Raw genomic sequence first — 12,018 nt, forward strand, 5'->3', positions numbered from 1 at the left:
GCAAAGAACTTTTAAAAATGGCTGGGGTACTAGGATTCGAACCTAGGGATGGCGAGATCAAAACCCGCTGCCTTACCGCTTGGCGATACCCCAACTAGAGATGGTGGCTATGACGGGATTCGAACCTGTGACCCCCGCATTATGAGTGCGATGCTCTAACCAACTGAGCTACATAGCCAACCTTGCTTCCGGTGAGTCGTTACCTCGTCACCGTGCGGGCCGAATTATGCGTATCTGGCTCTGGGGCGTCAACCCTTTTTTTGCCAGAAAAACGCAATTTGAGTGCGTTTGACCAGTTATTGGTCTCTGTTGCGCAAAAGCCCAACAATCTGCTTTTTTTTAAGACATTGCCATTATTGCCCGGGCAATGGCAGATAAAAAACAGGCCAGCAAATGCTGGCCTGTCATGGGATTAGACGTTGAACAGGAAGTTCATGATATCGCCATCTTTGACGATGTAATCTTTCCCTTCAGCGCGCATCTTGCCCGCTTCCTTGGCGCCTTGCTCACCCTTGTAGTTAATAAAGTCTTCAAAGGCGATGGTTTGGGCGCGAATAAAGCCTTTTTCAAAGTCAGTGTGGATCTTGCCAGCTGCTTGCGGGGCAGTAGCGCCGACCGGAATAGTCCAGGCGCGTACCTCTTTCACACCGGCGGTGAAGTAGGTCTGCAGGTTGAGCAGCTGGTAGCCGGAGCGGATAACGCGATTCAGGCCCGGCTCTTCGATGCCAAGGTCAGCCATGAACTCGGCGCGATCTTCATCGTCCAGTTCGGCGATGTCCGCTTCGATGGCGCAGCAGACCACGACCACGACCGCGTTCTCGGCGGCGGCGATTTCACGCACCTTGTCCAGATAGGGATTATTCTCGAAGCCATCTTCCGCCACGTTGGCGATATACATGGTGGGTTTCAGGGTCAGGAAGTTGAGGTGGCTGACGGCTGCCAGCTCTTCTTTATCCAGCTTCATGCCGCGGATCATCTGGCCGTTTTCCAGTGCGACCTTGATCTTCTCAAGCACTTCCACTTCCAGCTTGGCATCCTTGTCGCCGCCTTTGGCGCGCTTGGACTGACGGTGAATGGCGCGCTCGCAGGCGTCCAGATCCGACAGGGCCAGCTCGGTGTTGATCACTTCGATATCGTCGGCAGGGGAGACCTTGCCGGCAACGTGAATGATGTTCTCGTCATCGAAGCAGCGCACAACGTGGCCGATCGCTTCGGTTTCACGGATGTTGGCCAGGAACTGGTTACCCAGACCTTCACCCTTGGAGGCACCGGCAACCAGACCGGCGATGTCGACGAATTCCATGGTGGTCGGCACAACACGCTGCGGATTGATGATGGCAGCCAGCTGATCGAGGCGGGGATCCGGCATCGGCACCACACCTGTGTTCGGCTCGATGGTGCAGAACGGGAAGTTGGCGGCTTCGATACCGGCCTTGGTCAGCGCGTTGAACAGGGTGGATTTGCCTACATTGGGCAGGCCCACGATACCGCATTTAAAACCCATGGATTGTTACCTTACTTGATGGATGCTGTTGGGGGTCGCCCGCAGGCGGCCCATGTCATGCTTGTTCTGGTCGTTGCTCATGTACCGGCACAATGCCAGTACAGGGTCAAACCGACCTAACCCTTTTCAGCCTTGAAGCTGTGCAAGCGATTCATGGCCTTGGTCATATCTTGTTTGAACAGGATGTCGGTGGCACGCAGGGACTCGTCCAGCGCGGCGTCGATCAGGTTCTGTTCACTGCTGGGGGCCTTGGTCAGGACGAAGCCAGCCACCTGCTCTTTGCTGCCGGGATGGCCGATCCCGAGACGCAGCCGGAAGAAGTTATTGTTGTTGCCCATCTTGGCGATGATGTCCTTGAGGCCGTTATGGCCACCGTGACCACCACCCTGCTTGAACTTGGCGATGCCTGGCGGCAGATCCAGTTCGTCATGGGCCACCAGCATCGCTTCCGGCTCAATTTGATAAAAACGCGCCAGTGCGGCCACCGCCTTGCCAGAGAGGTTCATATAGGTGTTCGGGATGAGCAGCCGCACATCCTGCCCCTCGACCAGGATGCGGGCAGTATGGCCGAAGAACTTGGGTTCTTCACGCAGGCTGACATTGTGCCAGCGGGCCAGTTGCTCCACATACCAGGCGCCCGCATTGTGGCGGGTCTTGGCATATTCCGGGCCGGGGTTGCCCAGTCCGACGATCAGTTTGATTTCGCTTGTCACGCTTGATGTCTTCACTCGCAGCTGCCGTGGGCACACTACCCAGAGCAATAGGACGCAATATTCTAGCCGCCGAGTGGCGATCACTCAACCAATGCGCATGTTATGGCGGGATTTGCAGCATTATTGCGGCCAATGGGTGGCTAACGGTGGGCAAACGGGCCTCTTGCATGAGGCCCGTTTCAGCTTGCCGATGGGTTGTGCCCGGTTGACTACCGTCGTTATTTGGCACGCAGCAGGGTGACAGTTTCCTCATCCAGCGCGGTCAGGGAGGGGCGGGCATCGCGCACATACTCCACGAAAGAGGCTGCATCAGTGCCGCAATCCACGCCGCTGGCTTTGCAATCGAGGGCCTGGCCCGGGGCATAGACGGCGCTCAGCAGCTCGCCGTTTTGTGCCACCTTCAACACCGGGAAGGCGGTCAGCTTGCCATTGACGCTGGCGATATCGACCCGCTCGCTCTGGTGACGCTGGGCATTGGCCAGTGTTTGCCAGCCATCGTTGCCGTTGGCGCTGTAGGCGTTCATCACCACCCGATAGTGCTGGCTATCCACCAGATCTTGCCACTCGCCGCTTGCGGTCTTGTGCTGCAATTGAGTCAGGGTGCCCGCTTTGCCTGCGTCGGTCTCCTGGAAGGTGTAACGCAGGTGACCGCCATAGGGGAACTTGCCGGCATGGGCGCTGGTGGGCTGGGTGGCGGTGATGGTCTCGGTCAGCAGGGCGCGTACCTCGGCACCAGTCAGGGTCAGCACCGAGAGCTGGTTCTTGAACGGCAGCAGGGTGAGGGCACTATCCCCCTCACGCCATTCGCCAGCAGGCAGGTCGGCGCGCACGCCCCCCACCGCAACCAGAGAAAAATCGACCGGGCCGCCGGTCAGGGCTTGCACTGCTGAGGTATTGGCCCAGTAGAACTCCCCTTCGGCAACCAGCGGCGCTACATCTGAGCCGTGGCTGTCGCTGCCGTTGTCGCCCGGACGACGGGCATTTTGCAGCTGCTCGGGGATGGTGCCGATCACCGGGCCGTAGGCTTTCTCCAGCGCCGGTTTGTAGTGGCTGTCGATGATGCCGCGCAGGCGCGGATCTTCATCCACGGTCACCAGATTGGGCTGGTTGTCGACAAACTGGCTCGCCTCTTTGCTGCGGGCGTCGTCGAGCGCTTGCTTGCGCGCCGCATCGGCGAAGAAGTCGCGGCTGGCCAGCAGGCTGTTGTGGCCCTGGCAGTCGGTCACCTGACCCTGGCTGTCAAAGGTCACCTGTGCCAGACCGATGGCCTGGGCGTAGGAGCCCGCCTGCACCACGCAGGTTTTGCCGATGCCATCCGGATTGGTCACCAGCTTGGCGTAATCGCCGGTCTTGCCCCAGCCAATATTGCGAAAATCGCCGAGCAGGCTGTGGGAGTGGCCGCCGACGATGGCATCGAGACCGTTTACCTTGGCGGCCAGCGCCAGATCCCGCTCGTTGCCGATATGGGTGAGCGCCACAATCTGGTGGATCCCCTTGGCTTGCAGCATGTCGACCGTGGCCTGAGCCGAGGCGACCTCCTTGCCAAAGCGCAGCTTGCCGACGTTGGGGGCGATATTACCCATGTCTTCCAGTACCAGACCGATGACGGCGACCAGCTGTTTGCCTTGCGGCAGGTTGTCGAGATCGGTGACCGGGCTCTTCTGGTTGCCGTCAAAAGCGTAGACCACGAAGGGCTTGAGGTTGTCAGCCTTGCTGAGGGCCGGATCGGCCTTGGTGTCGAGGTTGGCGGCCAGCACCGGGAAGTTGACCCCCTCGATGAAGCGGGCCAGCTTCTGGTTATCCAGATCGAACTCGTGGTTGCCCAGCGCCATGGCATCGAGGCCGAACTGGCTCAGCAACTCGGCGTTGGCCATCCCCTCGTTGAGTTTGAAGTAGCCACTGCCCTGCCAGGCATCGCCGCCGTGCAGCAGCAGCAAGGGTTGGTTCTTGGCCAGCGCATCGGCCTGATAGGCTTTCGCCATGGTCAGCAGGCGCGGATAACCGCCAAAGCGGGTATAGAGGGTGTCCGTCTCCCCCTGCTGGGCAAAGATCTGCCCTTTGATCTCGGCATTGACCGGATCAAACTGGGAGTGGGTGTCGTTCATGTGAGCCAGGGTCAGCACAAAGGGCGGATTCTCTTTGGCGGGCTGACAGGCGAGCAGGGCGGAGGTAAGGGTCGCGAGCAGGAGGGGACGCAAGCAATTCATGGGTAAATCCTTAAGCCTGCCGGGGCAGGGTCGTACCAGATAGCAGAAAGTTGGAAAGAGAAGGTCCAGAAAGACGAAAACCGCCTGATGGCGGTTTTCGTTATTGCTGAATCTATCAATGCTCAAACATGGCAGAGATGGACTCTTCGTTGCTGATGCGACGAATGGCTTCGGCCAGTACAGTTGACAGCGTCAGCTGCTTGACTTTGCCGACCGCTTTCATCTCCGCAGTGAGCGGGATGGAGTCGGTGATGATCAGTTCATCGATCACGGAGTTCTTGATGTTCTCGACGGCGGAACCGGAGAAGACCGGGTGGGTAGCGTAAGCGAATACACGCTTGGCACCGCGCTCTTTCAGGGCCTCTGCGGCTTTGCACAGGGTGCCGCCGGTGTCGATCATGTCATCAACGATGATGCAGTCGCGGCCGGCAACGTCACCGATCAGGTGCATGACCTGGGAGACGTTCGGGCGGGGACGGCGCTTGTCGATGATGGCGATGTCGGTGTCATCCAGCAGCTTGGCGATGGCGCGGGCACGCACGACGCCACCGATGTCCGGGGAGACAACGACAGGAGACTCGAGGTTCTTGGACTTCATGTCTTCCAGCAGCACCGGGCTACCGAACACGTTGTCTACCGGAACATCGAAGAAACCTTGAATTTGCTCGGCATGCAGGTCAACGGTCAGCACGCGGTCCACACCGACGCTGGAGAGGAAGTCAGCGACAACCTTGGCGGTGATGGGTACGCGGGCGGAGCGGACGCGGCGGTCCTGACGGGCATAACCAAAGTAGGGGATAACGGCAGTGATACGGCCAGCTGAAGCACGACGCAGAGCATCCACCATGACGATCAATTCCATCAAATTGTCGTTGGTCGGGGCACAGGTGGATTGAATGATGAAGATATCGCCACCACGTACATTCTCATTGATCTGTACGCTGATCTCGCCGTCGCTAAAGCGACCTACGGCAGCATTGCCGAGTTTGATAAACAGGCGATCTGCGATCTTCTGGGCTAGTTCCGGCGTTGCGTTACCAGCAAACAGCTTCATGTCAGGCACGGTTTGAAACCTCGGGGTTGCATCCAGTATGTGGGGGAGTCTGAAATCAGACCCTATCGTTTTGGGGCAAACGATTTATCAAGATAACGTACAAGGTGTCTGCTGCCCAATGAATGTGATGATACCGGTAACCCGAATCCGTGGCCGAGTGCAAAACCGGCCACGTTAATCATCAATACCGTTCGGTAAAATTGGCTGGGGTACTAGGATTCGAACCTAGGAATGGCGAGATCAAAACCCGCTGCCTTACCGCTTGGCGATACCCCAATCATTTGAACTGTTGCAATGTGGAGAAGAGAGGTGATATGTTCTCGCCCTTGGCGACAAACCCATCAAGTCCCTTCGGCACGCAGGCCAACACTTCCCGAGCAGTCACTTCGTCTTCAAATTGAGCAAAGACGCAGGCTCCTGTGCCCGTCATTCTTGACGGCGCGTATTCTAGCAACCAGCCGAGCGCATTGGCAACCTCGGGGTGGCGCTTTTTCACCAGTGATTCGCAATCGTTTTTCCACTCGCCTTCCAGCAGGTTGTCCAGCGCCATTTTCGGCGTGGCTCTCGGCAGGTCCGGATCCTGGAATACGGCCGCGGTCGCTACATGGCAATCGGGCTTGAGCACCAGATACCAGGCATCGGGCAGTTCGACCGGTTGCAGCCGCTCGCCCACTCCTTCGGCAAAGGCCGCCTTGCCACGGACAAACACCGGCACATCAGCCCCCAGCTGGACGCCAAGCGCTGCCAGTTCATCTTCACTCAAACCCGCTTGCCAGAGGTGGTTAAGTGCCACCAGCGTGGTTGCTGCATCGGACGAACCGCCGCCAATGCCGCCCCCCATGGGTAGCACTTTCTCCAGCCGGATATGGGCACCTTGCGGGCTCGGCAGGGTTGCCTGCAGCAGGCGCGCCGCCCGGATAATCAGATTCTGCTCATCCGGCACCCCGGGAATGGCCGGGCTCAGGGTGAGTGTGTCGCTATTCGGTATCACCTCGAATTCGAGCCAGTCGCTGTGGTTGAGGAAGATAAACAGGGTCTGCAGCTCGTGATAGCCATCGGGACGACGGCCATTGACGTGTAGAAACAGGTTGAGTTTGGCCGGTGCCGGCCAGCGTGTGGAAGCCATTAACGTGCAAGAGTCCATTGGTTGATCTGAAGCTTGAGGCGGCTGTTCTGGCCGGTCATGGTCAGCTGGTGCGGCAGGCGGTAGCCATCCTGATCCCGATAATCGCCATAGACGATCTGCCACTGGCCGTCGCGCACGCTGGCCAGACTGCTGTCGGGGTTGAGTTCAAACTCCGCCTGACCCGGTAGCCCCTTGATCCACTCTGGCAATCCCGCAACCGGAATATTCCAGCCGGTCAGTTGATAGATGAGCGCTTCGGCATCCTGGCTCTGGTGGCGATTGCCGTCGCTGTCGAGCAGGGTGATCTCCCCCTTGCTGCGGGAGAGCTCCAGAATGCTGGTGCCGATCAGGCTGGTGAGGTTGAGGCGATAATCCTCCCCATCCTGCTGCCAGTTGAGGCGGGCGCTGCCCTTTTGTTGGGGAGTGATGATGGCCATCTTGCCGGAGAGCTGCCAATGGGTCAGCTGCTCGAGGCGGGTCCGCTCCTGGTTCCAGTTCACCTGGTCACGCTGGGGCTGGGTGGTGGCACAACCGGCCAGCAACAGCAGGCAGGTGAGGGTAAAAATACGTAGCAGCAAGAGACGGCTCCAGAGAGAGGGATTTGCCACAGTATACGGGGCGGCCGTATTGCTTTTAAAGACTTACCCTTTCTCGTACAATTGGCAGCCTTTGCACCCAGCGTATGAAATGATCGTCGCCCACTCATGAGTTTGCTTGCCCTCGGAATCAACCACAACACCGCCAGTGTCGCCTTGCGGGAACGGGTCGCCTTTGGCCCGGACTGCATCGATCGCGCCTTGCGTGAGCTGGTGAGCCAACCCGGTGTCAGCGAGGCGGTGATCGTCTCCACCTGCAACCGGACCGAACTCTATTGCAATCTGGAGGAGGCGCGGCAGGAGCAAGTGCTGCGCTGGCTGCAACAGTTCCACGGGCTGGACGCGGCCGAACTGGTCACTGCCATCTATCAGCATCACGATGAAGAGGCGGTGCGCCACCTGATGCGGGTGGCGTGCGGGCTCGACTCGCTGGTGCTGGGGGAGCCGCAGATCCTGGGGCAGATCAAGCAATCCTACGCCCATGCCCAGCAGGCGGAGTCGGTGAAGGGGGCGCTGGAGCGGTTGTTCCAGAAATCCTTCTCGGTGGCGAAAAGAGTGCGTACCGATACCGAGATTGGCGCCAGTGCCGTGTCGGTGGCCTTTGCCGCCGTCAGCCTGGGTCGGCGGATCTTCTCCGATCTCTCCCAGACCAAGGTATTGCTGGTCGGGGCGGGGGAGACCATCGAACTGGTGGCCCGTCATCTGCGCGAGCAGAACGTCACCAAGATGATGGTGGCGAACCGCACCCTGCAGCGCGCCCAGACCCTGGCGGCCGAATTCGGTGCCCAGGTGATGACGCTCGAAGAGATCCCCGACTATCTGCACGAAGCGGATATTGTCATCAGCTCGACCGCGAGCCCGCTGCCCATCATCGGCAAGGGGATGGTGGAGCGCGCGCTGAAGGCCCGCCGCTTCAAACCCATGTTTCTGGTGGATATTGCCGTGCCGCGCGACATCGAAGCCGAAGTCGATGAGCTCTCCGATGCCTATCTCTACACGGTGGATGATTTGCAGGGGATCATCGAGCAGAACCTCGAAACCCGTAAACGGGCTGCCGCACAGGCGGAAGTGATCGTGCAGGAAGAGCGCGACGAGTTTATGGGCTGGTATCGCGGCCAGAGCTCGGTCGACCTCATTCGCGATTACCGCCATCAGTCCCAGCAAGTGGCTGATGAAGAGTTGCAACGGGCCCTGCTGGCATTGGCGCAGGGCGAGAGTGCCGAACAGGCGCTCAAGGCGATGGCCCATCGCCTCACCAACAAATTGATCCACGCGCCGACCCAGGCGTTGCGCCAGGCTGCCTCCCAGGGGGATCAGAGCGAGCTCTCCCGCTTGCGGCAGGCGCTGGGGTTGTCACAAGAGCCATAATTTTCGGGCAACCTGCCGGTTGTCCCGTCCTCCATTGAGAATGCAAGAGTTATGAATCCGTCACTGATCAGAAAGCTGGAAGGCCTCATCGAGCGCCACGAAGAAGTACAGGCCATGCTCGGCGAGCCAGACGTGGTCTCGGATCAGGATCGCTACCGCGCCCTGACCCGCGAATATGCCCAGCTGGAAGATATCGTTCACGCCTTCCAGCGTTACCGTCAGGCGCAGGATGATCTGGAGACCACCCAGATGATGCTGGAGGAGGAGGATGCCGACCTGCGCGAGATGGCGCAGGAGGAGCTGCCGCTGGCCAAGGCCAATCTGGAGGCGCTGGAGCAGGAGCTGCAACTGATGTTGCTGCCCAAGGATCCCAAGGATGACAACAACTGCTATCTGGAGATCCGTGCCGGTGCCGGTGGCGACGAAGCGGCCATCTTTGCCGGTGACCTGTTCCGCATGTATTCACGGTTTGCCGAGCGTCAGGGCTGGCGCGTCTCCATCGTCAGCTGCAATGACGGTGAATATGGTGGCTACAAGGAGGTGATCGCCAAGATCGACGGCGAGCGCGTCTATGGCCGTCTCAAGTTTGAATCCGGTGGTCACCGGGTACAGCGGGTGCCGGAGACCGAATCTCAGGGCCGGGTGCACACCTCCGCCTGTACCGTCGCCGTGCTGCCGGAAGTGCCGGAAGCCGAGCAGATCGAGATCAATCCTTCCGATCTGAAGATCGACACCTTCCGCGCCTCCGGTGCCGGCGGTCAGCACGTCAACAAGACCGACTCGGCCATTCGCATCACCCACCTGCCGACCGGTCTGGTGGTGGAGTGCCAGGACGAGCGCTCCCAGCACAAGAACCGCGCCAAGGCGATGTCGGTGCTCTCCGCCCGCCTGCAAGCGGCCGAGGATGAGCGCCACCGCGCCGCCGAGCAGAGCACCCGCCGCAATCTGGTGGGCTCCGGCGATCGCTCCGAGCGCATCCGTACCTACAACTACCCGCAGGGCCGCCTCTCCGAGCACCGCATCAACCTGACCCTCTATCGCCTCTCCGAAATTTTGGAAGGGGATCTGGACTGCGTTATCACTCCGCTGGTGCAGGAGTATCAGGCCGATCAGCTCGCCTCGCTGGCCGAGAACAACTGATGCAAATGGTGATCTGGCAAGCTCGCATTAAGTGTTCTGCCCATAAGGTGGAGTGGCACTGATGCAGATCCAGCAGGCCCGCGCCCATATCATGACTGTGTTGGCTGAGGGGGAGTCCCCCTGCGCCGATGCCGATGTACTGCTCTGTCATCTGCTCGGGTGTCGTCGCAGCTATCTGATGACCTGGCCCGAGCGTGAGCTGGATGCCGCCCAGCAGGCCACCCTGCAGGGGTGGCTGGCTCGTCGTCTCAACGGCGAACCCATCGCCCATCTGGTGGGCGAGCGGGAGTTCTGGTCGCTGCCCCTCAAGGTGAGCCCGGCGACCCTGATCCCGCGCCCCGATACCGAGGTGCTGGTCGAGCAGGCGCTGACCAGAATCCCGCAAGGTCCTTGCGCCGTGCTGGATCTCGGCACCGGCACCGGCGCCATCGCGCTGGCGCTCAAGTCCGAGCGGCCCGATGTCGATGTGTGGGCGGTGGATCGGATGGCGGATGCCGCGGCACTGGCGCGCGAGAACAGCGCCGCACTGGGGTTACCCATCGAGGTGCGCGATGGCAGCTGGTTCGAGCCCCTTGGCGAGCCGGATCACGACGAAACGCCACGATTTGCGGTGATTGTCTCCAATCCCCCCTATATTGATGGCGCCGATCCCCATCTCGAGCAGGGTGACGTGCGCTTTGAACCCCGCTCGGCGCTGGTTGCCGATGACGCCGGGCTGGCCGATATCCGCCACATCGTGGCCCATGCCCCCGCTTATCTGTTGCTTGACGGCTGGTTGCTGCTGGAGCATGGCTGGGATCAGGGGGAGGCGGTGCGTCAGTTGCTGCGTGATGGCGGCTACCGTGAGGTAGCCACGGTGCGCGATTACGGGGATAACGACAGGGTGACGCTGGGCCTCTGCCCGCTGCGCTGACGGTTCCTCACTGTTACACGGCGGGTTGCCTGTGCGCCCCCATGCAAGGATTGAATATGGTTTTTGTGCTCAAACACCTGCACCTCACCCTGATAGCCGGGGCCGTGCTGATGTTTATGCTCCGCTTCTACTGGGTACAGACCGCCACTGGCCGAGCCTATAGCGCGCCGGTGATGAAGGTCAGCGGCTGGCTCAACGGTCTGGTGGTGCTCTCCGGCGTATTGCTCTGCATGGTGCTGGATCTCAACCCGTTCAATAACGGAACGCCCTGGCTCAGCGAGAAGCTGATGGCCATTCTGGTGCTGGTATTTCTGGCGGCGATGGCGCTGCGGTTGGCCAAAAGCAATCTGGTGCGCTGGTGCTCCTTTCTGGGGGCGCTCGGCTGGATCTACTTTATTGCCAAGTTGGCAGTGCTCAAACAGACGAGTGTGTTCGGCTAAGGCATGAAGAGAATGTTACACATAGACGAATGGACCGATTTCGAAGCCCACGACATCACCGAGCTGGCGTTGTCAGTCAGCGACGAGATTTATGGCTCGGTCGAGGAGGGGATGCGCGAGTTGAACCTGCTGGACGAGTGGCTGGACGAGCAGATCGAAGAGGGCACCTGTGACGAGGTGCGCCAGCAGTTGCTGCAAGGCTTCTACCACAGCCTCGGTTTTCATGGCGACTGGCAGGATTATTTCTCTGCCAACAACTGCGATCTCAATCAGGTGCTGGTTCAGCGCAAAGGGATCCCGGTCAGCCTCGGCATTCTCATCATCCAGCTGGGGCGCAAGCTTGGGCTCGATGTGGAGGGGATCTGCTTCCCCGGCCACTTCCTGGTGAGCTTTGCCGGTGGCGAGGGGGAGGTCTATGTCGACCCCTTTACCGGCGACGAGCTGAGCCTGGCCCGCATCGAGCTGCTGCTGCGCGGTGCGTTGGGGGACTTGGCGACCCTGACCCCCGACTACCTGCAGCCCTCCGGCCAGTGGGAGATCATCGAACGGCTGCTCAACGTCAGCAAGGGGGCCCTGCTGCGGGAAGATCGTATGCCCGAGGCGCTGCGTTGCAGCGAGCTGTTGTTGCGGATGAAGCCCGGCGATCCGCTGGAGACGCGGGATCGCGGCTTTATCTACGAGCAGCTCGATTGCCCGCGTCAGGCCGCCGACGATTTTGAATATTTTATTGAACAATGCCCGGACGATCCCGTCGCCGATGTGCTGAAAGTGCAGCTGGCCGCGCTGGATCTGAGCCCCAAGCCCCTCCATTAAGGGCGGCTTGAAACTAAACAGAAGAATATCAAGGCCGCTGCGTCCGGTCGCAACGGAGTAACTTGGCTTCAGGCCCTTTTATTAAGGATGTCTTGGAGTTGAAACAGAAGAATATCAAGGCCGCAGCGCTCGGCTGCAACGGAG

Annotated in this window: 11 protein-coding genes and 3 tRNA genes; 5 read left to right on the forward strand and 9 right to left on the reverse strand. The window is 60.0% G+C overall.

Annotated elements, in window-relative coordinates; genetic code table 11:
- Positions 1–18: 18 nt before the first annotated feature.
- The 9 genes from AB5Y92_RS03925 to lolB all read right to left on the reverse strand — a co-directional run bounded on the left by AB5Y92_RS03925 (position 19) and on the right by lolB (position 7,182).
- Positions 19–93: transfer RNA gene (locus AB5Y92_RS03925), tRNA-Gln, on the reverse strand.
- Positions 94–101: 8 nt separating this feature from the next.
- Positions 102–178 (reverse strand) — tRNA-Met (locus AB5Y92_RS03930).
- Between the two features lie 234 nt (positions 179–412).
- Entirely contained in the window at positions 413–1,504 is a 1,092-nt protein-coding gene (ychF, locus tag AB5Y92_RS03935) for a redox-regulated ATPase YchF (protein WP_005353921.1), read from the reverse strand.
- A 116-nt stretch (positions 1,505–1,620) separates the two neighbouring features.
- Positions 1,621–2,217, reverse strand: coding sequence for an aminoacyl-tRNA hydrolase (pth, locus tag AB5Y92_RS03940; RefSeq protein ID WP_005334960.1), 597 nt, complete (start codon positions 2,215–2,217; stop codon positions 1,621–1,623).
- Positions 2,218–2,435: 218 nt separating this feature from the next.
- Positions 2,436–4,424 (reverse strand): bifunctional UDP-sugar hydrolase/5'-nucleotidase, encoded by a 1,989-nt coding sequence (locus tag AB5Y92_RS03945; protein ID WP_368225638.1) that lies wholly within the window; start codon positions 4,422–4,424, stop codon positions 2,436–2,438.
- A gap of 115 nt (positions 4,425–4,539) precedes the next feature.
- Entirely contained in the window at positions 4,540–5,487 is a 948-nt protein-coding gene (locus tag AB5Y92_RS03950; protein ID WP_005343846.1) for a ribose-phosphate pyrophosphokinase, read from the reverse strand.
- 192 nt (positions 5,488–5,679) lie between these two features.
- Positions 5,680–5,754, reverse strand: a tRNA-Gln gene (locus AB5Y92_RS03955).
- 1 nt (position 5,755) lies between these two features.
- A complete protein-coding gene (ispE, locus tag AB5Y92_RS03960; protein ID WP_042054540.1) occupies positions 5,756–6,604 on the reverse strand; it encodes a 4-(cytidine 5'-diphospho)-2-C-methyl-D-erythritol kinase in 849 nt (282 codons plus the stop codon).
- Positions 6,604–7,182 carry a lipoprotein insertase outer membrane protein LolB gene (gene lolB / locus AB5Y92_RS03965; RefSeq protein ID WP_005353907.1) on the reverse strand — a complete coding sequence of 193 codons (579 nt, stop codon included), beginning with the start codon at positions 7,180–7,182 and terminating at the stop codon, positions 6,604–6,606. Before lolB ends, ispE begins: the two co-directional genes overlap by 1 nt.
- A 126-nt stretch (positions 7,183–7,308) precedes the next feature.
- On the opposite strand from lolB, the gene hemA reads away from it, so the two are divergent.
- The 5 genes from hemA (at position 7,309) to AB5Y92_RS03990 (ending at position 11,874) form a co-directional block, all read left to right on the forward strand.
- Positions 7,309–8,568 (forward strand): glutamyl-tRNA reductase, encoded by a 1,260-nt coding sequence (gene hemA, locus AB5Y92_RS03970; protein ID WP_139476479.1) that lies wholly within the window; start codon positions 7,309–7,311, stop codon positions 8,566–8,568.
- A gap of 51 nt (positions 8,569–8,619) precedes the next feature.
- Positions 8,620–9,708, forward strand: a complete 1,089-nt coding sequence (gene prfA / locus AB5Y92_RS03975; RefSeq protein WP_042061304.1) for a peptide chain release factor 1 — start codon at positions 8,620–8,622, stop codon at positions 9,706–9,708.
- Between the two features lie 61 nt (positions 9,709–9,769).
- Complete coding sequence (gene prmC / locus AB5Y92_RS03980) at positions 9,770–10,621, forward strand: peptide chain release factor N(5)-glutamine methyltransferase (protein ID WP_368225639.1); 852 nt, start codon at positions 9,770–9,772, stop codon at positions 10,619–10,621.
- Positions 10,622–10,677: 56 nt separating this feature from the next.
- Positions 10,678–11,061: a SirB2 family protein gene (locus AB5Y92_RS03985; protein ID WP_021229819.1), complete on the forward strand. Its 384-nt coding sequence runs from the start codon at positions 10,678–10,680 to the stop codon at positions 11,059–11,061.
- 12 nt (positions 11,062–11,073) lie between these two features.
- Positions 11,074–11,874: a SirB1 family protein gene (locus tag AB5Y92_RS03990; protein WP_005334938.1), complete on the forward strand. Its 801-nt coding sequence runs from the start codon at positions 11,074–11,076 to the stop codon at positions 11,872–11,874.
- The last annotated feature ends 144 nt before the right edge of the window (positions 11,875–12,018 follow it).

Origin of the sequence: Aeromonas sp. R1-1, from assembly GCF_040908495.1 — a bacterium.
In the GTDB taxonomy this organism is placed as follows: domain Bacteria; phylum Pseudomonadota; class Gammaproteobacteria; order Enterobacterales; family Aeromonadaceae; genus Aeromonas; species Aeromonas veronii.